The organism is Brevundimonas sp. MYb52 (assembly GCF_002979535.1).
Taxonomy (GTDB): domain Bacteria; phylum Pseudomonadota; class Alphaproteobacteria; order Caulobacterales; family Caulobacteraceae; genus Brevundimonas.
On record NZ_PCPB01000012.1, the window covers coordinates 39,787 to 64,093 of the forward strand.

Consider the following 24,307-nt stretch of genomic DNA (forward strand, 5'->3'; position numbering starts at 1 on the left):
ATGGCGCGGCGTGACGTCGAACTGGGCGGCGCGCCCGAGGGGCTGGACGCGCTGGTCGTCGCCGAACGGCTGAAGGGGCAGGGCGGTGTCGGCCTGCTGGTCGCGCGCGACTATCAGCGGTCGGGCAATTTCGTTCAAGCGCTCGGCTTCTTCGCCAAGGACATTGAGGTTCTTGAATATCCGGCTTGGGATTGCCTGCCCTACGACCGTCTGAGCCCGACTGCCTCGGTCGCGGCGCAGCGCATGGCGACCCTGACCCGGCTGGCGCAACGCGATCCGACGGACGCCAAGCCCCTGCTGATTGTCACCACCATCGCCGCCGCGACCCAGCGCACTCCGCCGCGTCAGGCCGTCACCGGGGCCGGGTTCGAGGCGCGTGTGGGCCGCGACCTGGATACGGCGGCGTTGGAACGCTACGTCTCGGCCAACGGCTATGTGCGCGCTTCGACCGTGTCCGAGCGCGGCGAGTACGCCATTCGCGGCGGCGTGATCGACGTCTTTCCGCCGGGCTTTGACGAGCCGGTGCGTCTGGACCTGTTCGGCAGCGAGTTGGAATCCATTCGCGCCTTCGATCCCGAAACCCAGCGCTCGACCCAACAACTGAAGCAGGTCGCCCTGCTGCCGGTGTCCGAGGTGCTGCTGGACGCCGAGAGCATCTCGCGATTCCGCAGCGGCTATCTGAAACTGTTCGGCACGCCGGGCGACGAGCCCATGTACGCTGCCGTCAGCGAGGGCGCGCGCCGCCAGGGGCTGGAGCATTGGTTGCCGCTCTTTTACGACCGGCTCGACACCCTGTTCGACTTCCTGCCCGATACGGCCCCAGTCTTCCTCGACAGCCAGGTGGAGCAGGCCCGCGCCGAGCGCTGGAGCCTGACGACCGACGCCTATGAGGCCCGCAAGGAAGCCGCCAAGGGCAAGGGCGGCGCGGCCTATCGCGCGCCGGCGCCGGGCAGCCTCTATCTGGATGAAGGCGAGTGGAACAGCGCCCTGGCCGGTCGTGCGGTGCGCCGCCTGTCGCCGCTGTCAGGCGGATCGGGCGAGGACGCCGGCGGGCGTCTGGGCCGCAGCTTCGCGGCTGAACGTTCGCAGGACAGCGTCAATCTGTTCGCCGCTGTGGCCCAGCACGCCGGGGCGTTGAAAGGCGAGGGCAAGCGCGTCCTGTTCGCCTCCTGGACCGAGGGCTCGGCAGAGCGTCTGGCGGCCATGCTGGGGGATCACGGCCTGACCCATGTCCTGCCCGTGCGTGACTGGGACGATGTTCTGGCCGCGCCGAAGGATATCTATTTGCGGGCGGTCCTGCCGGTCGAGCATGGCTTCGTCACCGACGACGTGGCCGTCATTTCCGAGACCGACATCCTGGGCGACCGCCTGGCGCGGCCCAAGCGCAAGCGTCGGGCCTCCAACTTCCTGGCTGAGGCCTCGGCCCTGACGGCCGGCGATCTGGTGGTTCACCTGGATCACGGCATCGGCCGCTATGAGGGCCTGAAGACGCTGGAGATCCAGGAGGCGCCGCACGACTGCCTGGAACTGCTTTACGCCGGTGACAGCAAGCTCTATCTACCGGTTGAAAACATTGACCTTCTGACCCGCTACGGCACCGACGCCGACGGGGTTCAGTTGGACCGCCTGGGCGGCGCGGGCTGGCAGGGCCGCAAGGCCAAGGCCAAGGAGCGTCTGCGCGCCATGGCCGAGGGGCTGATCGCCCTGGCCGCCAAGCGCGCCATGCGCGTGTCCGACGCCATCACGCCGCCGTCGGGCCTCTTCGACGAGTTCTGCGCCCGCTTCCCCTATGAGGAGACGGACGACCAGTTGAACGCGATCGGCGACGTGCTGGAAGACCTGGGCAAGGGCACGCCGATGGATCGCCTGATCTGCGGCGACGTCGGCTTCGGCAAGACCGAGGTGGCCCTGCGCGCGGCCTTCGTCGTGGCCATGACGGGTCAGCAGGTGGCGATCGTCTGTCCGACGACCCTGCTGGCGCGTCAGCACTTCAAGACCTTCAGCGAGCGCTTCGCTGGCTGGCCGATCACGGTGCGGCACCTGTCGCGCATGGTCACGGCCAAGGACGCCAATGAGACGCGTGCGGGCCTGAAGGACGGGACGTTCGAGATCGTCGTCGGCACCCACGCCGTGCTGGCCGAACAGGTCGGCTTCCGCGATCTGGGTCTGGTGATCGTCGACGAGGAGCAGCACTTCGGCGTCAAGCACAAGGAGAAGCTGAAGTCCCTGCGGGCCGATGTTCACCTGCTGACGCTGACCGCCACGCCCATTCCGCGCACCCTGCAGATGGCGTTGTCGGGCATCCGCGAGATGTCGATCATAGCCACCCCGCCGGTCGATCGTCTGGCGGTGCGGACCTATGTCACGCCGTGGGACCCGGTGCTGGTGCGCGAGGCCCTGCTGCGCGAGAAGTATCGAGGCGGGCAGGCCTATTATGTTGCGCCGCGCCTGAAGGAGCTGCCGGACATCGAGAAGTTCCTGCGCGAGCAGGTGCCCGAGGTGAAGTTTGTCGTCGGTCACGGCCAGATGAGCCCGACCCAGCTCGAGGAGGTGATGAGCGCCTTCTACGACGGGCAGTATGACGTGCTGGTTTCGACTACCATCGTCGAGAGCGGCATCGATATTCCGACGGCCAACACCCTGATCGTCCACCGCGCCGACATGTTCGGTCTGGCCCAACTGCACCAGATCCGGGGCCGTATCGGGCGGTCGAAGGCGCGCGCCTTCGCCTATCTGACGACCGACCCCAAGCGGCCTCTGAGCCTGTCGGCCGAGCGGCGACTGCAGGTTCTGCAGTCGCTGGACAACCTGGGCGCCGGCTTCCAACTGGCCAGCCACGACCTGGATCAGCGCGGCGGCGGCAATCTGCTGGGCGACGAACAGTCGGGCCACATCCGCGAGGTCGGGGTCGAACTGTATCAACAGATGCTGGAAGACGCTGTCGCCGAACTGCGCGAAGCGGGCGAGGAGGTGGCCGACCGGGGCTGGTCGCCGTCGATCAACGTTGGCGCGGCGGTCCTGATTCCAGAAGCTTACGTCCCAGACCTGAACGTTCGCCTGAGCCTCTATCGTCGCCTGTCCGACGCCGAGAAGATGGAAGATCGCGAGGCCATGGCCGCCGAACTGATCGACCGGTTCGGGCCGCTGCCTGACGAGGCGCAGCAGCTTCTGCGGATCGTGGGCATCAAGGCCAACTGCCGCGCGGCCAGCATCGAGCGCATCGACATCGGGCCCAAGGGCGCGGTGCTGACCCTGCGCAACAACAGCTTCCCCAATCCCATGGGGCTGGTGGGTCTGATCCAGAAGAACCAGGCCTTCTGGAAAATCCGGCCGGACCAGAAGATCGTGATCAAGGGCGAATGGCCCACGCCGGGCGACCGTCTGAAGGTCGCCGAGCGGATCACCACCGATCTGGCGCGGGTGGCGGGCGCGGCTTAGCCGCGCCCCTTCATCTGCCGGATCAGGGCGCCGAACAGGTTGACGTAGTCGTCGGTCCAGGGCCGCACCTCGGTTGGAGCCAGCTTGCGCCAGCGCCCGTCACCCTTGAAGTCGGCCAGCCCTTCAGCGGTGGGTGATATAGCCAAGGCCTCTGTCGAAGCTTCGGACATTTCGGGCGCGTTCGGCTGCTCGATATAGATCTGATGCAGGTCGGCGGCGCCCAGTTGGCGGGCGGCGGCGACGGCCGGCATGGTGATTTCGAGGTTACGGTTGGACAGGTGCAGCACCACCACGCCATCGGGCTTCAACAGCTTCAGATAGCCCTGAATGGCCTCGACCGTCAGCAAATGGGTCGGGACAGCGTCTGACGAGAAGGCGTCGATGACCAGCAGGTCGTAGGTCCCCGGCGCTTCCTTGGCCATGGTCAAACGGGCGTCGCCCAGGACGGTGCGGATCGGGCCGTCGGCGCAGTTCGAGATATAGGTGAACCAGGACGGATCGCGCGAGACGCGGTCCACCATCGGGTCGATCTCGAAGAAGGTCATTTCGTCTTCGGCGCGCTTGTAGGCGGCCATAGCCCCCGAACCCTGACCCACGATGCCGATCTTGGCGGCCGGCGAGCGCTGCTGGATGCGCTGCGCCGCCTGACCCAAAGGCGTGGCCGTCGCGTAATACATGGTCGGCATGCAGGCGAACCCCGGCGCGCGGGCCTGGGCGCCGTGCAGGGTGGTGCCGTGCATCAGGACGTGAACATCTCCCCCCATGCCGTCGTCGCGCGTGACCGCCACACGCATGACGCCGAAGAAGCTGCGCTCCGTCAGGCTCCAGTCATAGCCACGTCCGACATGGTGCGCCGACAAGGTGATGACGGCGACAATGATGGTGAAAAGGACGGCACGGTCCCGGACCAGAAAGGCGCAGATCGCTGCTCCGCCGAGGATCAGTTGCACCATCTGCAGTCGCGCCTGATCGCCGAGCAGGGCGCGGAACTCGGGGTTGTAGCGCATGATCTCGAGGATGATCGGGGGCGCGGCGGCCGTGGCGATGCCGATCAGCAGGATGATGATCTCGCGCCGTGACAGGGCACCGTCGCCCCAGGGACGGGCCAGGCCGACCACGACCATGACCAGCGGGTATTCCCAGACGCCGTTGAAAATGGTCGGGGCGATCAGGGCGTTGAACGCCCCGCCGACGACGCCGCCCAGCGACAGCAACAGATAGAACTCGGTCAGCCGATCCGGCGCAGGCCGTCGCGCCGCCAATCGCTGATGACACATCAGGGCGGTGAAGAAGAAGGCCGCCAGATGTCCCAGCAACAGCAAGAGCCACTGGCCGGTGTTCATCCCGACCAGGCTGACGATGATGGCGCCCAAGGCTGCTTGAATCACCAGCGTGGTCGGCAGGCTGATCCAAGGCTTGGCCTGGAAGGCGATGACGAAGGTCAGCAGGTAGAGCGCCAGGGGGGCGACCCAAAGGAATGGGGCAGAGGCCACATCTGTTGACAGGTGGGCGGTGACGCCCAGCATCAGGCTAGAGGGCGCAGCGGCCAGCAGGACCAGAACGCCCTTTTCGCGCCAGCGGATCGGCGCGCTGACGGCCAGGGGCGCCGGCTCGGGCGCGTCCTGAATGCGACGACGCCAGACCACAGAGGCCAGCCCAATCACCAGCAGGACGAACAGGCCATAGCCTCCAGTCCACCCCGTCCGCTGGCCCGAAAGCGACATGAGCGGTTCGATCAGGGCCGGGTAGGCCAGCAGGGCCAGAAAACTGCCGAGGTTTGAAGCCGCATAGAGAACGTAGGGGTTCTGACCATCCGCATGACCGGCGCGCACCCGCGCATACCAGGCTTGCAGCAAGGGTGCGGTAGCGGACAGGACGGCGAACGGTGCGCCGACCGACAACGCCAGGGTGGCCAGAAGCCAGGCGGTGGGCGTGGACGGGTTTGGCTCGCCCAGAACGCCACTGATCTGAAGGGGCAGAAACAGGGCCGCCGCCAACAACAGAAACAGATGAATGGCCGCCTGCCATTTCAGCGATCGCACCCGCTGCAACAGGTGAGCATAGCCGTAACCGACCAGCAGCGCCGTCTGGAAGAAGACCATCGAGGTGTTCCACACCGATGGCGAGCCCCCCAGCATGGGCAGGACCAGCTTGGTCACCATGGGCTGGACGACAAAAACGAGCGAGGCCGAGGTGAAGATGGCGACGGCGAACAGCGCGGGTGTTATCGCATCGCCCTTGCGAAGGGCCGTCGTCATGATGGAATCGGTCATTCGCGATCCGCTGGCATCGGCGCAGTCGTCTGACCCGCCCCCTGCCAACAGACTTAGACCGACTCGCAGACGGAGCGCATAGCCATGTTCCCCGACGATATTCAGCTTGCAGCCGAAGCCGTGGTCCAGGCGGCGATCAAGGCGGGCGTCATGATCGCCACGGCGGAAAGCTGCACCGGCGGTCTAGTGTCCGGGGCGCTGACGGCGGTCGCCGGGTCGTCGGCGGTGCTGGACCGAGGCTTCGTCACCTACAGTAATGAGGCCAAGGCCGAACTTCTCGGCGTGTCCGAGGGCTTGCTGACGCAGTTCGGGGCGGTGTCGGCACCGGTGGCGCAGGCCATGACCCTGGGGGCGATTGATCGCTCGCGGGCTTCGGCGGCCGTATCCATCACGGGAATCGCAGGACCCGGCGGCGGTTCGGTGCAAAAACCTGTCGGCCTGGTGCATTTCGCCGCGATCGGCCCTGAGGGCGACGTCGTTCACATCGAGCGACGCTTTGGCGAGATCGGGCGCGAGGCGGTGCGGCTGGAAAGCGTCCGGGTCGCCCTGGCCCTGTTGCTGGACGCGGTGACGGCGTGAGCGAACCTATCCTGGTCGATGCTCGGGGACACCGATGCCCTGTGCCCAGCCTGCGGCTACGTAAGGCCATGGAGGGGTTGGCGTCAGGCGTACGTCTGACCTTGCTGGCTACAGACCCGATGGCGCGGATCGACGTACCCTACATGATGGCGGATATGGGGGGGAGCGTTTGCGGGATCGAGGAGCAGGGCGGGGTCCTGCGCATCACTGTCGAGACTGGCGCCGTTCCGACAGATTGACGACCGAAGCGCTGGCTTCGACCTCCGGCTCCTCCGGCTTCCAGGCGATTTCCAGTTCGGTGGCGAAGGCGCCCCCGTAGAAGATGGCGTTGACGTTCCAGGACAGCCAGATCAGCAGCACCACGACGGCGCCGACCGAGCCGTAGGTGGCTCCGAGTTGGGCGATCTGCTCGACATAGATGGCGCACAGCCACGAAAAAATCAGGGACATGATGGTCGCCGTCAGTCCGCCCAGCAAGGCCGGCATCCAGGCGACTCGGGTCTTGTGAGACATGGCGTAGCGATACAGCATGGTCAGCCCCAGCCACAGGCCAAGCGAAGGCCAGAGTCCGTCGAGCGGCAAGGCCAGCCAGGCTAGCGGCCGCGCTTCCTGGGTGTGTTCCAGCAACCGCGACGTCACGACCGCGCCTGACACCACGGTGAAAAGGGCGAAGGCGAACAGGGCGACAAAGACGGCCAGTAGATTGAATTTGAAAAAGCCGTGCGGTTCGGTCTCGTCGTGGATCAGATTAAGTCCGGCCAGCAAGGCCTTGAAACCACGGTGCGCGGCGTAGCCGCCGATCACAAGAGCTAGGGCGCTTTGAGCCGAAACGGTGCGCGCCGAGGTATGGGCCAGTCGATCGACCTCTCCGACAAAGATGGCGCGAGCCGCATGGGGCAGAACGTCGGCGAGGGCCGCTGCCTGTTCGCTGACCTGACTGATGGACAGGACGGCCTTGTAGAAGCCGATCAGGATAGCGATGGCGGGAAAGACGGCGAGCAGAGCGAAGAAGGAGACGCCGCCAGTGTAGAGCATGACGTCACGCCCCCAACTGCGGGTGAAGGCGCGAACCGCCAGCTTGCCCCAGAACAGGGGCAGGGCTGTCAATCGGGATTGTGGATTCAAGCCAGAGGCCTCGGCAGTCGTCAAACCGACCGATTAACCCCATTCGGCGTGCGGCGATACCCTTTGCGAACGTCACTTAATTTGTAACACCGGCGACGACGGCCCCATTGCGAGACGGGGCGGCGTCGGTATCATCGGTTGAGCTCGGAACATCGGCGTCGGGGGGAACCGACCGGGCTTTGAGGAGAGACTTTTGGATTCCGATCCGCGCGTACTGGTCGTCGCTATTGATGACGCCCTGATCGGCCCGTTGTGCGAGGGACTGGACCGGCTGGGCTGGTCCACCATGACGGCGCGGACGCTCGATGCCGCCGCACACGCCTTGCAGGATCTGAACGTGGATGCCGCAGTCGTTGCCTTGCCCGGTCTTTCGGGGCAGCAGATCGTTGCGCGACTACGTGAAGCTGCTTCGCCGCGCTATCTGCCGGTTCTCATGGTCGGCGCCGACATCGCCGAAGGCCATGACGCCGATCTGATGATGTCGTCGCCGCCGCATCCAGCCCAGGCCGCTTTGCGGCTGGAGCAACTGACTCGGGCAGGCGTGGCCGAAGAAGAGTTCCGTTTGAGACAGGCGACCTTCGCCGCCCACGGCGTGACGCTGAAAGCGCCCGACACCGGCGAGACACCGTTGCAAATTCTGACGGCCGGGGCGGCGGATCGTCGTTTTCTGGCCATGTCCAACGCCCTGTCGGCGGCGGGCGCCGAGGTCGTCGCAGCGCCGACGCCCTATACGGCTTTTGACTATCTACATGAGCGCGCGTTTGACGCCGCGGTGCTGTGGGGCGGGCAGGAACAGGCGCCGGCCCTGTCGATCGCCTCGGGGATGAAGCGGAACACGCGCCTCTACCATATTCCTTTGATCCTCTATCTGCGCGGCGCGGGCGAGGTCGAACTGGCCGACCTGTTCCGGCGCGGTTTCGCTGATGTGGCGGCGGCGGAAACGCCCGAGGATGAGACCGCCGAGCGGGTACTGGCTCTGGCGCGTAACCATCGTCGACGTCAGGCCATCCGTCGCGCTCTGGACTCGGTGCGCGGCTCCGACCTGATGGACCCGACCACAGGCTTGTTCAGCAGAGATCTTTTCGCCTCGCATCTGGCGCGGTTGGCGGAGGGCGCGCGGTCGCGCAATCGCGCGCTGTCGGTCTGCGTCCTGCGGGTGGCAGACAGCGAACCCGTCGTGCAGTCGCGCGGCGGAGGCTGGCTGGAACGCGCCATGCCACAGATCGGGGCCATGGTGTCGCGTCTGGTGCGGGTCGAAGATACTGCGGCGCGTCTTGGGCCTGAGCTATTCGCTCTGGTGCTGCCGGCCACGGGCGCCGCGGCGGCGCGACTCGCGGCAGAGCGGATCTCGGCCGTTATCGCCTGCACCGCCTTTGACGCCGGCAAGGATCGTTCACCCTTTGTGGTCGAGTTCGACGTCGGCGTGGCCGAGATGCAGGAGGGCGAAACGCCCGCCGCTGTTCTGGAGCGAGCGTCCGGCGACCTAGCCAAGGTCTAGGCGGGCAGTTCCACCGACACTGCAGCCTGGGCCGCCAGGCCTTCGCCGCGCCCGGTGAAGCCCAGGGCTTCGGTCGTCGTCGCCTTGACGCTGACCGCATCCAGCGGAAGCAGGAGCAGTTCGGCCAGCCGTTCGCGCATGGCCTGGCGATGGGGCTTCACCTTGGGCTGCTCGCAGATCAGGGTCACATCGACATTGACGATCCGGCCGCCGCGCCCGGCCACGCGTTCGGCGGCGTAGACCAGGAAACGATCAGATGAAGCCCCCTTCCACTGAGGGTCGGTCGGAGGGAAGTGGTCGCCGATATCGCCGTCGGCGATAGCCCCTAGAATGGCGTCGGTCAGGGCGTGCAGGCCGGCGTCGGCGTCGGAATGGCCGATCAAGGTCTGGTCATGCGGAATCTCGACGCCGCACAGCCAGACTGAGGTTCCCGGTCCCCAGCGATGCACGTCAAAGCCTTGGCCGGTGCGGAAAGTCTTGGGCAGCAGGGCCTCGGCCATGGCGAAATCCTCGGGGTAGGTGAGCTTCATCAAACGGGCGTCGCCTTCGACCAGACGGACGCTGCCGCCGGCGCGTTCGACGACGGCGGCTTCATCTGTCGGCGCCTCACCATCGGGCCAGGCGGCATAGGCGCGCCGGATGGTCTTGAGGCGGAAGGCTTGCGGGGTCTGGGCGCGCCACAAGCCGTCACGCTCGACCCCGCCGACGACCAGCCCCTCGACGCCGCGACGCAGGCTGTCGGCCACGGGCAGGGCGGGCAGGGCGCCGTCGGCGTCGTTCAATGCCGCCAGCAAGCGGTCTATCACGGCGGCGTTCAGGAAGGGCCGGGCCGCATCGTGGATCAGGACAGGCGTGTCGTCAGGCTGTTCGAGCGCGGTCAGGCCGGCCTGCACCGACTCCGCACGCGTGGCGCCGCCCGGGGCGGTTCGCCAGCCGACGAGGCCGGACAAGGCGGCGGCGGCGCGCGTCTCTGCGCCTGGCGCGATCACGACGACGACCGAATCGGCGCCCGCCGCGAGCAGAGTTTCCACCGACCAGCGCACTATCGGCCGGCCGCCGACAACTCGCCACTGCTTGTCTCCGCCGGCTCTTGAGCCTGAGCCGGCCGCCACCACGATTGCTGAGAATGCCATGTCGGCCTTCTAAGCGCCCCAGTTCCGCTTGACGAGAGGCACAACAGTCGGCGGTAAGGGCCATATGAGCGCAGGATTGCAAATTGGAGACGTGCGGATCGCCGGACGGGTGCTGATGGCCCCGATGACCGGGATCACGGATCTGCCGTTCCGCGTGCTCGCGTCGAAGCTCGGTGCGAGCTATGTCGCGACCGAGATGGTGGCCTCGGCAGAGTTGGCGCGCGGGCGACCTGACGTGGTGCGGCGTGCGGCCGTGGGCGGCGGCCTGCCGTTGACGGTGATCCAACTGGTTGGCGGCGATCCTGCTGTCATGGCCGAGGGCGCGCGGATGGCCGAAAAGGCCGGCGCCGACATCATCGACCTGAATTTCGGCTGCCCCGCAAAAGAAGTCACCGGCGCCGCTTGCGGTTCGGCTCTGATGCGCACCCCGGAACGGGCGGCGGCCATCATGGCGGCGGTCGTGGCGGCGGTCAGCCGTCCTGTCACGGTCAAGATGCGGCTGGGCTGGGATGAGAACAGCCACAACGCCGCCGATCTGGCGCGGCGAGCTGAGGACTTGGGTGTCGCCGCAATCACGGTTCACGGCCGCACCCGCAAGCAGTTCTATACCGGCGTCGCCGACTGGGAAGCGGTATCCGAGGTCAAGCAGGCGGTGTCCGTTCCCGTCATCGTCAACGGCGACATCATCACGGCGGAGCAGGCCAGGGAGGCTCTGACCCTGTCCGGCGCCGATGGCCTGATGCTCGGCCGAGGCGTCTATGGACGCCCATGGCTGGCGGCGCATCTGGAGCGGGCCTTGGCCGGCGGGTCGCGTTTGCAGGAGCCGGACCGCGAAGAGCGGCTGGCTATCGTCATCGAGCATTTGCGCGGTTCGGTCGCCTTCTATGGTTTGCCGCTGGGGTTGAAGATGTTCCGCAAGCATCTCGGCTGGTACATCGAACAGGCGCCCTGGCCGGAAGACCCGCTGGAACGACGCGTCGCCAAGGCGCGACTATGTCGGCTGGAGACGCCGCTTGAGGTCGAGCAGGCGCTTTCGGCGCTTTGGTCGCCTGCGGTGGATCAATTCAGCAACTCTGGTGTTGAAAACCTGCCACAGCTGGTTGAAGCTGCGAGGTAATGACGGACTTCCCCGCCGCGCAGACTACTGAAGGTCACGACCCCGAGCGTTCGCTCTGGGGCCGTTTGGCCAGCGGTCGCGCCCGGGCCCTTTTCGTGGCGGCTTACGCAGTCGCCTTTCTGATTACAGCGGCGGCGATCTGGCTGGTGGCGATCGCGCCGGGCGCGACGGCAGGCGGAGACGCACGGACTGCGGCCAGCCAATTTGTTCTCTTCGTTCTTCTGGCCAATCTGGTGCTGATTGGCGGTTTGGCGGCGGTCATCGGCGTGCGAGTGGTGCGCCTGATGCGGAACCGAAATGATCCAGGCGCGCGCCTGCATCTTCGTTTCGTCACTCTGTTTTCTCTGGTGGCGGTCGTTCCGGCGGTTCTGATCGCGCTTGTCTTCGGCGTCCTGGTCAATCGCGGCGTGGATCAGTGGTTCAGCACCAATGTTCGTTCGGCGGTCGAAAACGGCGCAGAGATCGGTCGGGCCTATGTCGCGGACGTGGGCGCGGGGTTGGAGGTGGATCTGGAAACCATGTCCACCGAACTGGGCGGAGTACGCGGCCTGTTCGACAACCGCATCCAGTTCTCTCGCGCTCTGGCTCAGATCGGCGACTTCTTCGGCTATCCGGCCCTCTATATTCTGAACGGCGACGGCGAAGTGCTGGCCAGCGGCGAGCAACCCGGCGCGCCCCCCTATGTCGCGCCGCCGCGCGAAGCGTTCGAGACGGTGGCCGCTGGCGAGGTCGCGCCTACGACCGTGACCGAGAACCCCGACATGGTGCGGGCCCTCTATCCGCTGCCGGACTACGGTCACGCCTATCTCTACGTCGTCCGCCCGCTCGCGCCCGGTCTGATCCAGCGAATGCGCAACGGCGAGGAATCCATCGCCGCCTATCGCGCCGCAGAAGAAAGCCGAGCGCGGATTCAGGCGGCCTTCGCCCTCAGCTATCTGGAAACGGCGCTGCTGGTTCTGGTCGGCGCTGTCTGGCTGGCCATGTCGGCGGCCAGTTCCATATCGGCCCCGATTGGCCGTCTGGTGAAGGCTGCGGATCAGGTGTCCGGCGGCGACCTGAACGCGCGTGTCGACAATGCCGGGGCGCCCAGCGAACTGGTCGTCCTGTCCGAGGCCTTCAACCGTATGACTGGCGACATCATGGCCCAGCAGGCGGCGCTGAAGGCCGCCAGCGACGACGCCCAGGGGCGCAGCCGCTTCATCGAGACCGTGCTGTCGGGCGTCAGCGCCGGGGTTATCGGCCTGGACCGGATGGGGCGTATCTCGGCCATCAACGACAGCGCCAGTCAGTTGCTGGCAATCAGTGAGGCGGACGTTCAGGGACGCCTTCTGGGCGAGGTCGCGCCGGAACTGGCCGAGTTGTCCGAGCGCGCCGAGGCTCATATCGAAGAAGACATTGACGTCAGCCGCGACGGCGAAACGCGACGGCTGCGAGTCCGCATCGAGGGCGGGCAGGGCGGCGAGATGGTGCTGACCTTCGACGACATCACCCGTCTGGTGACCGCCCAGCGTAACGCCGCCTGGCGCGACGTGGCCCGCCGCATCGCCCATGAGATCAAGAATCCGCTGACGCCGATCCAACTGTCAGCCGAACGGCTGCGCCGCAAATACCGCTCGCAGGTTGGCGACGACGTCGAGGTCTTCGACCGCTGCACCGAGACCATTATCCGTCAGGTCGGCGACATCGGCCGGATGGTTGACGAGTTCTCGTCCTTCGCCCGGATGCCCGCGCCGCGCTTTACTCGCGAGAATCCTGCCGAGATGCTGCGTGAGGCGGTCTTCGCCCAGCGCGTCGCGGCGGCGGACATCGGCGTCGAACTGATCGAGCCCCTGCCGGACGTCGTCCTGCAATGCGACGGCCGCATGGTGGGACAGGCCCTGGCCAATATCCTGAAGAATGCGGGCGAGGCGGTGAGCGCCAAGCGGTTGCGCGAGCCAGCGGCGGCTGGCGCAACCGGCATCATCGCCCGACTGACGGTGGATGGCGGGATCGCCACCTTCGCGATTGAAGACGACGGGGTGGGTCTTCCGGCCAAGGATCGCGACCGATTGACCGAGCCCTATGTCACGACGCGCGAGAAGGGCACGGGCCTGGGGCTGGCCATCGTCAAGCGTATTTGTGAAGACCATGGCGGCGAGTTGAAGCTGGCCGACGCGGAAGACTTGGCAGGCGCCCGAGTGTGCCTGACCTTCCCCCTGACCCAAGACAGCAAGGCTGCTCACCGTGCCTCCGGCGCGGCGCGAGCGGCGGAGTAAGAGAGGCGTCATGCGAAATACTGGTGCTGACATTCTGGTCGTAGACGACGAAGCGGACATCCGTGAGCTGGTCTCTGGGCTGCTTGAGGACGAGGGCCATTCGGTCCGCACGGCCGCCAACTCGGACGAGGCTCTGGCCGCGATCCGGGCACGCAAGCCGTCGCTGGCCGTGCTCGACATCTGGATGCAGGGCGGCGGTCTGGACGGGCTGGAGCTGCTGGACGTGGTCAAGGGTCTGGATGAGGATCTGCCGGTCGTCATGATCTCGGGCCACGGCAATATCGAAACTGCGGTCAGCGCCCTGAAGCGCGGGGCTTATGATTTTATCGAAAAGCCGTTCAAGTCCGACCGACTGGTGGTCGTGGTCGAACGCGCCTTGGAAGCCGCTTCGCTGAAGCGCGAGAACCGCCGCCTGCGGGCCCAGACCATGGCTCCGACGGGCCTGATCGGGAAGTCGGCGGCGGCGCAACTGCTGCGCGGCACCATCGCCAAGGTCGCGCCGGCCAACAGTCGCGTTCTGATCTCGGGTCCTCCGGGCTCGGGCAAGGAACTGGTCGCCCGCCAGATCCACGACGCTAGCCCGCGCGCCAAGTCCGAGTTTGTGGCCATCTCGGCCGCCGGCATGACGCCGGAGCGTCTGGACGTGGAACTGTTCGGTGAAGAAGGCGGTGACGGCCGCCCGCGCAAGATCGGCGTTTTCGAGCGCGCCCACAACGGCACCCTCTATCTGGACGACGTGGGCGACATGCCGCGCGAGAGCCAGAGCCGCATCTTGCGTGTCCTGGTCGAGCAACGCTTCCGTCGCGTCGGCGGCGAGCAGGATGTGCAGGTCGATGTCCGCGTCGTCACCTCGACCGCACGCGACCTGAAGGTCGAGATCGCCGAGGGCCGATTCCGTGAGGATCTGTTCCATCGGCTGAACGTCGTACCGATCCGCGTGCCGCCGCTGTCGGAGCGGCGTGAGGACATTAGCGAACTGATCGAATATTTCGTCGATAACCTGTCGGCGTCGCAGGGACTGCCGCATCGTCGGGTCGCCGATGACGCCCTGGCTGTGTTGCAGGTTCATCCTTGGCCCGGAAACGTGCGCCAGCTACGCAATAACGTCGAACGTCTTTTGATCCTGGCCACCGGCGACCCGGACGAACCGATCACGGCCGACATGCTGCCGCAGGAAGTGGCTTCGTCGGGCGGCGCCTCGTCGCTGGGCGCAGACCGCATCATCGCCCTGCCGCTTCGTGAAGCGCGCGAAGTGTTCGAGCGAGACTATCTGGCGGCGCAAATCATGCGATTCGGTGGAAATATCTCGCGCACGGCCGCCTTCATCGGCATGGAAAGATCCGCACTGCACCGCAAACTGAAGTCGCTGGGCGTTTCACCCGCCCGCGGCGGCGAAGACGAAGAAGGAGAGGGCGCCTGATGTCCAGGATCGCCTACGTCAACGGGACCTATCAGCCGCACAACGGCGCTACGGTTCATATCGAAGATCGCGGCTTCCAATTCGCCGACGGCGTCTATGAGGTCTGGTCGGTGTTCGACGGCAAGCTGGCCGATTTCGATGGCCACATGATACGTCTGGCCCGTAGCCTGACCGAGCTTCGTATCCCGATTCCGATGACGGCCCAGGCCTTGGAGCGGGTGCTGAAGGAAACCATCCGCCGCAACCGGGTGCGCAACGGCATCGTCTATCTGCAGGTGACACGCGGAACCTCGCCGCGAGACCACGCCTTCCCGCGAGACACGCCGCCAAGCGTCATCGTCACCTCCAAGACCATCGATCTGGCCAAGGGCGAGGCCCTGGCCGCCAAGGGCGCGGCGGGCGTGACCATGCCCGACATTCGCTGGGGCCGTTGCGACATCAAGACCGTGGGTCTGCTGCCCAACGTCCTGGCCAAGCAGGCGGCGCGTGAAAAGGGCGCCTATGAGTGCCTGATGGTCGACGACATGGGCCTGGTGACGGAGGGTTCGTCCACCAATGCCTGGATCGTCGATGAGAACGGCAAGCTGCGCACGCGCGACACCCAGGCTAACATCCTGCGCGGCATCACCCGCACGGCGATCCTGAAGCTGGCCGAGGTCGAGGGCATCGAACTGGACGAGCGTCCGTTCAGCGTGGAGGAGGCCAAACGCGCCAAGGAAGTCTTCGTCACCGCCGCCAGTTCCTTCGTCATGCCCATCGTCTCGCTGGATGGATCGAAGATCGCGGACGGCAAGCCTGGTCCCGTCGCGACCCGACTGCGCGAGGTCTATCTTGAACAGGCGCGCCGAGAGGCCATTTAGGGCGTTGCCGCGACTGCGAAGCCGCGTCTAAAGTTGCGTGCGGACCGACGAGTCCGCACCGGCTGCCTTGGCCGGCGAAAAAGAACCAAGAACAGGACCAACCTGCCATGTCGCAAGACAAACGACAGAACCTTCAGGACACCTTCCTCAACAGCGTCCGCAAGACCAAGACGCCGCTGACCATCTTCCTGGTCAATGGCGTCAAGCTGCAGGGCATTGTGACCTGGTTCGACAACTTCTGTGTGCTGCTGCGTCGCGATGGCCAGTCGCAGCTCGTCTACAAGCACGCCATCTCGACCATCATGCCGTCCGCGCCCGTGCAGATGTACGAGCCCGACGCAGAAGAAGACTGATTGACCTCCAAACATATCGACCACACCGTCCCGCTGATCCGGGCGGTCGTCATTCATCCCGATCGTCGTTCGGACAGTCCCCGACTGGCTTCCGAACGCCTTGAGGAAGCCGCGGGCCTGGCTCGCGCGCTGGACCTTGACGTGCGCGCCGAAGAGATCGTGCGCCTGCGCTCCACCGCGCCCGCAACCCTGTTCGGGTCGGGCAAGGTCGAGGAACTGGCCGCTCTGGTCCGCGCCGCTGACGCCGAGGCTGTCGTCGTTGACGACGACCTGTCGCCGGTTCAGCAGCGCAACCTGGAAAAGGCCTGGGAGGTGAAGGTCATCGACCGCACCGGCCTGATCCTGGAAATCTTCGGACGTCGAGCGCGGACCAAGGAAGGCCGGCTGCAGGTCGAACTGGCGCGTCTGGACTATGAGCGGTCGCGCCTGGTCCGCACGTGGACCCACCTGGAACGCCAGCGTGGCGGCACCGGCTCGACCGGCGGCCCCGGCGAAACCCAGATCGAGCTGGACCGGCGCCTGATCGCCGACCGCATCGTGCGGCTGAAGGCTGAACTGGAAGAGGTGCGCCGCACGCGCGGCCTGCATCGCAAGGCGCGCAAGAAGGTGCCTTTCCCTTCGGTGGCTCTGGTCGGCTACACCAATGCGGGCAAGTCGACGCTGTTCAATCGGCTGACTGGCTCAGAGGTCTTCGCCAAGGACCTGCTGTTCGCCACCCTGGACACGACCCAGCGCACCATTCGTCTGCCGCAAGGCCGTCCGGCCATCATCGCCGACACCGTGGGCTTCATCTCCGACCTGCCGCACGAACTGGTCGAGAGCTTCCGCGCCACTCTGGAAGAGGTGGGCGAGGCCGATCTGATCCTGCACGTTCGCGACATCGCCTCGCCCGACAGCGACGCCCAAGCCAAGGACGTCGAGGCGGTGCTGGAGCAGATCCCGACGCCCGAAGGCAAAACCCGCCGCATTCTTGAAGTCTGGAACAAGACCGATCTGCTGGATAGCGATGCGCGCGAGGCAGTGCTGGGTCAGGCCGAACGCCTGACGCGCGAGGGCAGGGCGGTCGCCGTCTCCGCCTGGACCGGCGAGGGCATCGAGGTCCTGCGTGAGGCCATCGCCGGCCTGATCGACGACGACCCCGAAATCCGCCTGACGCTGCAGCCGCATGAGGGCGAGGCCCTGGCCTGGCTGTATGAGAACGGCCGTGTGACCTTCCGCGACACGGACGCAGAAGGGCGGACCCATCTGGTCGTGCGCCTGCATCCGTCGGCGTTGGGACGGCTGGAGCGCCTCTACCCAGATATCATCGACTGAGCCTATGCACCTGATCGAGACCATCCTGTTCCTTTTGCTGGCCGTTGTGCTGTCAGGATGGGTGGCGCGGATCACGCGGATCGCCCTGCCTCTGGTGCAGATCGCCCTCGGCGCCGGGGTCGTGATGATCACGGGGGAGGCGGTGGACTTGCGGCCGGACATCTTCTTCCTGCTGTTCCTGCCGCCGTTGCTGTTCGTGGATGGCTGGCGCATCCCGAAAGAGGCCCTGTTCCGTGACCGGGTGGTCATTCTGGAGCTGGCGTTAGGCCTCGTGGTCTTTACCGTGGTGGGTCTGGGCTTCCTCATCCACTGGATGATCCCGGCCATGCCGTTGGCCGTGGCCTTCGCCCTAGCGGCCATTCTGTCGCCGACCGATCCCATCGCAGTGTCGGCCATCGCTTCGCGCTCACCGATACCCAAGCGCCTGATGCATATTCTGGAAGGCGAGTCGCTCTTGAACGACGCGACCGGCCTGACCTGCATGCGCATCGCCGTGATCGCCGCGACGACCGGGGCTTTTTCGCTGACCAACGCCGTTGGAACCTTTGCCTGGTTGGCCGTAGCCGGGGTCGCCATCGGCATTGCCGTGACCCTGGCCATTGGCCTGTTGAAGAGCTGGATCAGTCGCCGCTGGGGCGAGGATGTCGGCGGTCAGATTCTCATCAGTCTGCTGATGCCTTTCGCCGCCTATCTGGCGGCCGAAACCATTCACGCCTCCGGCATTCTGGCGGCCGTCGCAGCCGGCGTGACCATGAGCTTCACCGAGCGTCAGGGTTCGGCCATGGCGGCCACGCGTATTCGCCGCGCGGTTGTCTGGGACACGGTGCAGTTCGTCGCCAACGGCCTGATCTTCGTCATCCTAGGCGAGCAGATGCCCTCGATCATGGCGCGCGCGGCCGAGGTCATTCAGACCACGCAGCACAAGGAAATCTGGTGGCTGGCGGTCTATGTCTTCGCCATCGTGGCGGCGCTGGCGACCCTGCGCTTTGTCTGGGTGTGGACCTCGCTGAAATTCACCTTGTTTCGCAGGCGCGGCAAGAGCGCGCCGCCCAAGGTCGGCTGGCGGCTGGTGGCGGTTATGTCGTTGGCAGGGGTGCGCGGCGCCATCACCCTGGCGGGCATCCTGACCCTGCCGTTTGTTCTTGGTGACGGCACGCCCATGCCGGCGCGCAACCTGGCCATCTTCCTGGCGGCGGGGGTCATTATCGTCTCTCTGGTTCTGGCCACTGTCGCCTTGCCGCGTCTGCTTAAGGGGATCGAACTCCCGCCTGAGCCATCCCACCTCGCGGAGGAGGATCGTTCGCGCATTGCCGCCGCATCCGCCGCCATGCGCGCCATCGAAAACACCCAACATGCCATGGCCGAGGGTAAGAATAATCCAGATCTCTATGCCGAGACGGCGGCGCGCCTGATGGAGATCTACCGCCATCGCATCGAGACGCGCACCCATGTCGAAGGCGACGACGTTACACTTGGCCGTCAAGCAGACGAGGTCGAACGTCATCTAAGACTGGCCGGCCTGTCCGCTGAGCGCGCGGAACTGGTCCGCCTTGGACGCATGCATCTCGTAGACGAAGAAACGACGCGAAAACTGATCCGCGAAGTCGACCTGCAGGAGCTACGCTATGTCTAGATGGACGAGCGAGCACGACTTTCGCCTAAGATATATTATGCGAAGGCCGACCAAGTTCACTTCGGAATGTGCACGTCAACCCGACCTCACGAGCCTCGCATGACGGCGACGCTCGAAGGGAGGTGTGTCGGACGCTGTCAGATCGCTCAGGCGCGGCAGCAGTTGTCGTAGGGCGGCTTGGTCATGTTCGGCCGCGGCGATTTCGGCCAAGGCTAGGTCGAGCATCACGCCCCAGGCCGCGTCGCCAACCAAGCCGCCGACCCGCTCGCGATCGACTCGGGTCAGCAACTGCTTGGCCTCGCCGTACCGCCCGTCCAGGACCAGACATTCACCAAGGTAAAATCGGATCACATGGGTCAGAGGATAGTCGTCGCCGAACCCCTCGCGGGAGGCCCGGTAGGCCTGATCGAGATGGCGCAGGCCCTGGCGTCGCTCGTCGGTCCGACACAGGACGGCGCCCAGGTCATTGAGCCCCACAAGCGTCTGGTGCGCATTCGGTCCTTGGCTGATCTCGGCGCCCCTCCACACCGCATTGGCCGCCTCGGCCGCCTCGTCGTATCGGCCCAGAGCGGCCAGAACCTCGTAGCGCGTCGACTGGAGGCCGAGGGTGTAGCGGCTGTTGCGGCCGAACCGTTCGGTCATCACCGGCAGCAGGGCGTCGGCCTCGGCCAGCGCGGTCTCCAGATCGCCGGTCATCAGTCGGGCCTGGGCCACATGCTGGCGGGCGATCAGAGCATTGGCGTGGTCGGGACCAAGGGTCCTCGCCCAGTCGGCCGCCACCCGCCGGGCCAAGGGCAGAGCTTCGGCCGGCCGGCCTAGGCGCATCAACACCACAGCCTGCTGCTGGCGGACCAGCAGCACATCGCGATCCGAGAGACCCTCGGGTCGGGTCCCAGCTATGGCCAAGGCGCGGGCGAAGGCGGCGCTGGACGCATCGAGATCCTCGAAGAAGCCTATCACTGCCTCCGCCTGGGCGAGATGGAAGCCGAGCATGCCCTTGTCGGCCGCCGGGCCCAGGTTACGGCGCTCGACGGCAGCGAGAGTCTTGGCCGTGGCCAACCCTCCGGGCTGAGCCGACAGCGCCTCGGCTCGGGCATGCAGCAGTCGGGCGCGCGCCGCCGCAGGCGACTTCTGCAGCCCTGCCCGTTCGTAAGCGGCGGCGGCGAGGCCGAACGACCGGCGCGCTTCGTCGTACTGTCCGCGCTGGACGAAGGCGGTAGCCAGAGATAGGTGCAGGCCCGCGGCCACCTCTGGCTGACGGGCGAAGCGGGCGTCGACGGTGGAGCGGGCGCGCAGCGCCGCGGCCGCCAGCGTCTCCTCGGCGGCCGAGCCGGACAGCGGATTGGCCTGCCCCAGCAGGTCGTCCACCAGGAAGGCGTAACTGGCCTCGGCCGCCGCCGTCTGGGCCCGGGCCTCGTTCTTCTGATTGACCGCGACCAGCGCCGCCGTCGAGGTCGCGACAAGGCCCACGGCGCCGAGCCCGACGGCCAGCCGGATCCATGGACGTCGGGTGGCGCGCGCGTCCTCGCGGCGGCGTTCGGCCTCGCGCCGCTCCGCTTCCGCCTCGGCCTCGGCCCGCGCCTTTCGCCGCTGGTCGAGCGTATCGAGCCGCTCGACCAGCAGCGCGGCGGAGTCCAGTCGCCGGCTCGGGTCGCCGGCGGCGGCCAGGGCGATGTCCTCACGCAGGAGGGGATCGTCCACCTCCCCTTCCCAGCCCGCAGCGAGCGGCCGGTCGAGGTCGCCCACGGTCATCTGATAGAGGATCAGCCCCAGGGCATAGAGGTCCGCAGCCATGCCCGGAGCCCCGCCCTGCGTCACCTCTGGCGCGCGATAGGCGGCGGTGTCGGATCGGGTCGAGGCCTCGTCCTCTCCCGGCGGAAAGCCGCCGCCCGAGATGCCGTGCAAATCCAGCGTCGCCTGGTCGAGCAGCCAGCCACTGCCGAAGTCGGCGAGACGGACGACGGGAGCCCCCTCCGGCGGCGTCTCGATCAACACGTTGGCGGGCTTCAGATCCTTGTGCAGCACCCCGGCGCCATGTGCGGCCGCCACGGCGCGGGCAAGGTCGGCGACGATGGCGATCCGGCGCTCCAACGGCATGGCGGCCAGCCCGCCCTTCAGGCTGCCGGCCCAGGCGCGCATGTCCTGACCGGCGTCTGCCGCTTCGATGAAGAAAGGCGCGACGTCGAAATTCCACTCCAATACATCGGCGCAGGGCCGCCGATCGCCCAGAACATTGCGCATCAGCCGGAAAAGCGCGACCTCACGGCGCAGACTGCGTAAGCGGTCCGGCGCGTCGGCGAACTTGAAGATGCGGCTCTCGTGGACCTTCTGGTGACGTGCCCGCCAGACGTCGTCGGCGCCGCTGTCGCCCAACGCCTCCTCGAGCACCCATTGTGGACGGCCCGGGACCGGGTCTCCGGAAGCGAAGGCGAAGCGCGGCGCCAGAGGCGTCGACAACTGTTCGACCTCCACCGGCCCCGCAAGCCGGTAGCCGACCCGAGGCAGGGTCTGGATCACATCGGCTCCGCCCTCTCCGAGGGCTCCGCGTAGCTTGGACACGGCCGTGGTGAGGGAGGCTTCCACCACGTGGACGCCGGGCCAGACGGCGTCAAGCAACTCGGCCTTGGTCACCGCCTCGCCGGCGCTGAGCAGCAGTTCGTGCAGAACCTGAAGCGGCTTCCCCTCCAACTCCACGGGCCTACCGGCGACGAGCAGGCTCCAGGCTGCTTCGTCGAACACCGCGTCCGCGAAGCGCCATCTGCGCCGTCTCCGGCGCGGCGCTGAACCGCCCTCTGCCATGAAGCCACCTCGAATCCCGCCTGCGATCCGAAGCCTAAGGGAGCACGGACCGGGATGGCAACGCTCGACGAGCGCCGGCTGGCCACTTCAGAACTTCTTTAGCTTGGCGTCAGGACCCTGCGAGGCGGGCAGGTCAGGCTGACCTTCTGGAAGCGCGACAGACGCGCTCCGTCATGGAGGCCGACAGGCATGGAGAACCCGCTTTTCCCGAACCGGATTGATCGATCCGCCGCGCTCGGCGCGTTCAAGCGCGCCGGGTCTACGGACCCCGATGTGTTGGCGTCGGTGCGAGCCGCGCTGGTCCAGACGTCGCGAACCGCAGTCCACGGCGGAACGGGGCTGATCATCTGCGGCGTCGCAATCAGCCTGACCATTATCGGCATCCCGGCCGGCATCGCCATGGTGCTGTTGGGTTGGTGGGTGAGCGCCCGCGCCAAGAAGAACATCCGCCTGGTCGACGACGTCATGACCGAGTTCACAGCGACGCCCCTGGCGGCCTGACCCATCAATCATCGGCAGGAGGAAAGCCATGAAAGGTAAAATTCTGGGCGTCGCCGCTGGCGACATGGTCGGCGCCATCACCGGTGACGACGGCAATCGCTATCGCTACGAGGCCGCCGACTGGCGCGGCGAACGACCCGCCTCGGTCGGGGCCAGCGTCGACTTCGAGGTCGAAGACGGCGCCGCACGCGACGTCTATCCGGCCGTCGGCGCCTTTAGCGGCGTCGGCGCAAGCGCGGCTTCGGTCGAGGCCTTGGCCCGGTCGTCCGGGGGCGAAAAGATCATCGGCCTATTCAAGGGGACCCTGGCCCTGCCGCTGGCGATCCTGGTGCTGATCGCCTTCTTCCTGCCGGCCCTGTCGTCGCCGATGCTGACCGCGTCCCAGTTGGGACTGGACAAAATCACGGCCGCCGTCCGACCGAACCTGGAGCAGGCCGAGCATGGCCGGCGCCGCCTAGCCGACCTGGAACGCGACCTCGCCCGCTTCAAGACCGAGGCGGTCCGGGGCGGGGCCGGCGCCCCGGACAGCATCTACGGCTACGGCAACGTCGGGGACCGCATCGCATCGCTGGAGGAGCAACGCGCCGAAATCCGCAAGGGTCTGAGCGCCGTGGACTTCCTGAAGGCCGTGGACGCCGCCCTGATCCTGCGCTTCGCCGCCCTGCTCGCCGCCCTGTGGCTGATCTGGCAGGCCTGGGCGGGCGCGGCGCTGCGCCCCTGGGAGCTGGCGGCGGGGACCGCCGCCATTCTCGCTGGCGGCCTGACCTTCCTGTTGCGGTCCGCGATCCTGGGCCTGGCCTCAGCCATGAACCCGCTCGGCGAAGCCGCCGCCGCCCAGGCGGAAGCCCTCATTTCGGTTGAGATCGGGCCCTGGCTGCTGCTCGCCGCGGGCGCGGGCCTGATCGCCTCAGGGCTGGGCCTGGTCCGCAACCCCCTTGGACGAACCTGACTCTGAAAGGGACCGCCATGCGCCTCCGTATCTCCACGCTCGCAACCCTTTCAGCGGCGACCCTGCTGACTGGCGCGGCGTGCGACGCCGGCCCCGCCGGAGCCGGGTCGACAGCGACGGCCGTCGCCGCCCAACGCGGCCCCCTCCCCCCGGCCGCGGCCCGCCTGGTTTCCGCCTGGCGCGCCGAGATCCTCGAGGACGCCTGTTCCGGCCCCGGTTTCGAGGCCGCCGGCGCGCCCTCGATCGATCACACCGCCGACTTCAATGGCGACGGCCGACCAGACTATGTGATCGGCGTCGGCGACCTGACCTGCCGCTTGGACGGCGCCCCCATGGCCGCTTTGTTCAGCCCCTCCGTTCCCGGAGGCCTGATCCTGTCATCGCCCGACGGCTATCGGCTGGAGCATTTCCAGTCGTCGGAGGTCCGCACGCCCGAACTGCGCGAGCTCGACGGCCAGCCGGTCCTGATCCTGTTCGACGGCGGCCCCGGGGCCGTCAGGCTTCCATTCTATAGCCACGCCTGGGGCTGGACCGGAAGCACGATGGACGATCTGGCCTTCTATGACGACCGTGATCGGAGGGTGAACTCCGACGGCTCGTCCCGGAGGGGTGCGGCGCGGCCCGCGCCTCCCACGGGGACGCCCTCGCGCTTCCTGCCGCTGCCGATCGGCTACTATGCGCCGGACGGCAACTGCGCGGCCGACCCCTTCCACCTTCAGTATTTGGCTGAAGACGGCATCCGGTTCTCGGATCTGCCCACCGCGGGTTGCCGTTTCGTGCGCACCCGATCACTGGGCGGCGATCGCTACGAGACGACGAAGTCCTGCCCGTCCGAGGAAGGCGGAGAGGCGCCCATGGTTGATGTCTGGCGGGTTGGCCCCGACGGCTACGCCTACGATACGCCTGGCGTGCCGAGCCTCCGCTACTGCCCGATCGAGCGCGTGCCCGCCCGCTCGCGCTTCGTCCGATGATCTCCGAGCGCGTGCGACGCCTGCGTCGGTGGATACTTGACCCCGGCCCTGCCGACATGGCGTCTTCGACTTCGCCCCGAGCAAGAGAG

18 protein-coding genes are annotated in these 24,307 nt (G+C 66.8%); 14 read left to right on the forward strand and 4 right to left on the reverse strand.

Features of this window, described 5'->3' with window-relative positions; all coding sequences use genetic code 11:
• Entirely contained in the window at window positions 1-3,438 is a 3,438-nt protein-coding gene (mfd, locus tag CQ039_RS12725) for a transcription-repair coupling factor (RefSeq protein WP_233190223.1), read from the forward strand.
• Here the strand turns inward: mfd and CQ039_RS12730 are convergent.
• Entirely contained in the window at window positions 3,435-5,711 is a 2,277-nt protein-coding gene (locus CQ039_RS12730) for a spermidine synthase (RefSeq protein ID WP_105563538.1), read from the reverse strand. The two genes, mfd and CQ039_RS12730, sit on opposite strands and share 4 nt — an antisense overlap.
• A gap of 84 nt (window positions 5,712-5,795) precedes the next feature.
• Here CQ039_RS12730 and CQ039_RS12735 point away from each other — a divergent pair, with 84 nt between their 5' ends.
• Window positions 5,796-6,290 carry a CinA family protein gene (locus CQ039_RS12735; RefSeq protein WP_199183648.1) on the forward strand — a complete coding sequence of 165 codons (495 nt, stop codon included), beginning with the start codon at window positions 5,796-5,798 and terminating at the stop codon, window positions 6,288-6,290.
• Window positions 6,291-6,358: 68 nt separating this feature from the next.
• Window positions 6,359-6,529 (forward strand): sulfurtransferase TusA family protein, encoded by a 171-nt coding sequence (locus CQ039_RS12740; RefSeq protein WP_369831559.1) that lies wholly within the window; start codon window positions 6,359-6,361, stop codon window positions 6,527-6,529.
• Here CQ039_RS12740 and CQ039_RS12745 read toward each other — a convergent pair.
• The gene (locus tag CQ039_RS12745; RefSeq protein ID WP_233190222.1) at window positions 6,495-7,415 is read right to left on the reverse strand and encodes a YihY/virulence factor BrkB family protein; all 921 of its coding nucleotides are present in this window, start codon (window positions 7,413-7,415) and stop codon (window positions 6,495-6,497) included. The genes CQ039_RS12740 and CQ039_RS12745 overlap by 35 nt on opposite strands.
• A 193-nt stretch (window positions 7,416-7,608) precedes the next feature.
• Here CQ039_RS12745 and CQ039_RS12750 point away from each other — a divergent pair, with 193 nt between their 5' ends.
• Complete coding sequence (locus tag CQ039_RS12750) at window positions 7,609-8,913, forward strand: diguanylate cyclase domain-containing protein (RefSeq protein ID WP_105563535.1); 1,305 nt, start codon at window positions 7,609-7,611, stop codon at window positions 8,911-8,913.
• Here the strand turns inward: CQ039_RS12750 and CQ039_RS12755 are convergent.
• Window positions 8,910-10,046 carry a bifunctional 2-C-methyl-D-erythritol 4-phosphate cytidylyltransferase/2-C-methyl-D-erythritol 2,4-cyclodiphosphate synthase gene (locus tag CQ039_RS12755; RefSeq protein WP_105563534.1) on the reverse strand — a complete coding sequence of 379 codons (1,137 nt, stop codon included), beginning with the start codon at window positions 10,044-10,046 and terminating at the stop codon, window positions 8,910-8,912. The two genes, CQ039_RS12750 and CQ039_RS12755, sit on opposite strands and share 4 nt — an antisense overlap.
• A 64-nt stretch (window positions 10,047-10,110) precedes the next feature.
• On the opposite strand from CQ039_RS12755, the gene dusB reads away from it, so the two are divergent.
• The 7 genes from dusB (at window position 10,111) to CQ039_RS12790 (ending at window position 18,998) form a co-directional block, all read left to right on the forward strand.
• Window positions 10,111-11,163, forward strand: a complete 1,053-nt coding sequence (gene dusB / locus CQ039_RS12760) for a tRNA dihydrouridine synthase DusB (protein ID WP_105563533.1) — start codon at window positions 10,111-10,113, stop codon at window positions 11,161-11,163.
• Window positions 11,163-13,418, forward strand: coding sequence for a PAS domain-containing sensor histidine kinase (locus CQ039_RS12765; protein ID WP_105563532.1), 2,256 nt, complete (start codon window positions 11,163-11,165; stop codon window positions 13,416-13,418). Before dusB ends, CQ039_RS12765 begins: the two co-directional genes overlap by 1 nt.
• 10 nt (window positions 13,419-13,428) lie before the next feature.
• Entirely contained in the window at window positions 13,429-14,838 is a 1,410-nt protein-coding gene (locus CQ039_RS12770; RefSeq protein ID WP_105563531.1) for a sigma-54 dependent transcriptional regulator, read from the forward strand.
• Window positions 14,838-15,698 carry a D-amino-acid transaminase gene (locus CQ039_RS12775; RefSeq protein WP_105563530.1) on the forward strand — a complete coding sequence of 287 codons (861 nt, stop codon included), beginning with the start codon at window positions 14,838-14,840 and terminating at the stop codon, window positions 15,696-15,698. The genes CQ039_RS12770 and CQ039_RS12775 overlap by 1 nt, the downstream gene beginning before the upstream one ends.
• Window positions 15,699-15,805: 107 nt before the next feature.
• Entirely contained in the window at window positions 15,806-16,051 is a 246-nt protein-coding gene (gene hfq, locus CQ039_RS12780; RefSeq protein WP_105563529.1) for an RNA chaperone Hfq, read from the forward strand.
• A complete protein-coding gene (gene hflX, locus CQ039_RS12785; RefSeq protein ID WP_105563528.1) occupies window positions 16,052-17,365 on the forward strand; it encodes a GTPase HflX in 1,314 nt (437 codons plus the stop codon).
• A 4-nt stretch (window positions 17,366-17,369) separates the two neighbouring features.
• On the forward strand, window positions 17,370-18,998 hold the full coding sequence (locus CQ039_RS12790) for a Na+/H+ antiporter (RefSeq protein WP_199183649.1): 1,629 nt from the start codon (window positions 17,370-17,372) through the stop codon (window positions 18,996-18,998).
• 75 nt (window positions 18,999-19,073) lie between these two features.
• Here the strand turns inward: CQ039_RS12790 and CQ039_RS12795 are convergent, their stop codons facing one another.
• Complete coding sequence (locus tag CQ039_RS12795; protein ID WP_158255998.1) at window positions 19,074-21,737, reverse strand: tetratricopeptide repeat protein; 2,664 nt, start codon at window positions 21,735-21,737, stop codon at window positions 19,074-19,076.
• A gap of 249 nt (window positions 21,738-21,986) precedes the next feature.
• On the opposite strand from CQ039_RS12795, the gene CQ039_RS12800 reads away from it, so the two are divergent.
• Genes CQ039_RS12800 through CQ039_RS12810 form a run of 3 tightly spaced genes read left to right on the forward strand, consistent with a single transcriptional unit; the run spans window position 21,987 to window position 24,218 of the window.
• Window positions 21,987-22,298: a hypothetical protein gene (locus tag CQ039_RS12800; RefSeq protein WP_105563526.1), complete on the forward strand. Its 312-nt coding sequence runs from the start codon at window positions 21,987-21,989 to the stop codon at window positions 22,296-22,298.
• Between the two features lie 28 nt (window positions 22,299-22,326).
• Window positions 22,327-23,247: a hypothetical protein gene (locus tag CQ039_RS12805; RefSeq protein WP_105563525.1), complete on the forward strand. Its 921-nt coding sequence runs from the start codon at window positions 22,327-22,329 to the stop codon at window positions 23,245-23,247.
• A 17-nt stretch (window positions 23,248-23,264) separates the two neighbouring features.
• Complete coding sequence (locus CQ039_RS12810; RefSeq protein ID WP_105563524.1) at window positions 23,265-24,218, forward strand: hypothetical protein; 954 nt, start codon at window positions 23,265-23,267, stop codon at window positions 24,216-24,218.
• Window positions 24,219-24,307: the final 89 nt, after the last annotated feature.

What these genes read in the sequence shown, in the direction of transcription:
- mfd (WP_233190223.1), top strand. Translation starts at nt 1, where the DNA reads ATGGCGCGGCGTGACGTCGAACTGGGCGGCGCGCCCGAGGGGCTGGAC.
- CQ039_RS12730 (WP_105563538.1), bottom strand. Translation starts at nt 5,711, where the DNA reads ATGACCGATTCCATCATGACGACGGCCCTTCGCAAGGGCGATGCGATA.
- CQ039_RS12735 (WP_199183648.1), top strand. Translation starts at nt 5,796, where the DNA reads ATGTTCCCCGACGATATTCAGCTTGCAGCCGAAGCCGTGGTCCAGGCG.
- CQ039_RS12740 (WP_369831559.1), top strand. Translation starts at nt 6,359, where the DNA reads ATGGAGGGGTTGGCGTCAGGCGTACGTCTGACCTTGCTGGCTACAGAC.
- CQ039_RS12755 (WP_105563534.1), bottom strand. Translation starts at nt 10,046, where the DNA reads ATGGCATTCTCAGCAATCGTGGTGGCGGCCGGCTCAGGCTCAAGAGCC.
- dusB (WP_105563533.1), top strand. Translation starts at nt 10,111, where the DNA reads ATGAGCGCAGGATTGCAAATTGGAGACGTGCGGATCGCCGGACGGGTG.
- CQ039_RS12765 (WP_105563532.1), top strand. Translation starts at nt 11,163, where the DNA reads ATGACGGACTTCCCCGCCGCGCAGACTACTGAAGGTCACGACCCCGAG.
- CQ039_RS12770 (WP_105563531.1), top strand. Translation starts at nt 13,429, where the DNA reads ATGCGAAATACTGGTGCTGACATTCTGGTCGTAGACGACGAAGCGGAC.
- CQ039_RS12775 (WP_105563530.1), top strand. Translation starts at nt 14,838, where the DNA reads ATGTCCAGGATCGCCTACGTCAACGGGACCTATCAGCCGCACAACGGC.
- hfq (WP_105563529.1), top strand. Translation starts at nt 15,806, where the DNA reads ATGTCGCAAGACAAACGACAGAACCTTCAGGACACCTTCCTCAACAGC.
- CQ039_RS12790 (WP_199183649.1), top strand. Translation starts at nt 17,370, where the DNA reads ATGCACCTGATCGAGACCATCCTGTTCCTTTTGCTGGCCGTTGTGCTG.
- CQ039_RS12800 (WP_105563526.1), top strand. Translation starts at nt 21,987, where the DNA reads ATGGAGAACCCGCTTTTCCCGAACCGGATTGATCGATCCGCCGCGCTC.
- CQ039_RS12805 (WP_105563525.1), top strand. Translation starts at nt 22,327, where the DNA reads ATGAAAGGTAAAATTCTGGGCGTCGCCGCTGGCGACATGGTCGGCGCC.
- CQ039_RS12810 (WP_105563524.1), top strand. Translation starts at nt 23,265, where the DNA reads ATGCGCCTCCGTATCTCCACGCTCGCAACCCTTTCAGCGGCGACCCTG.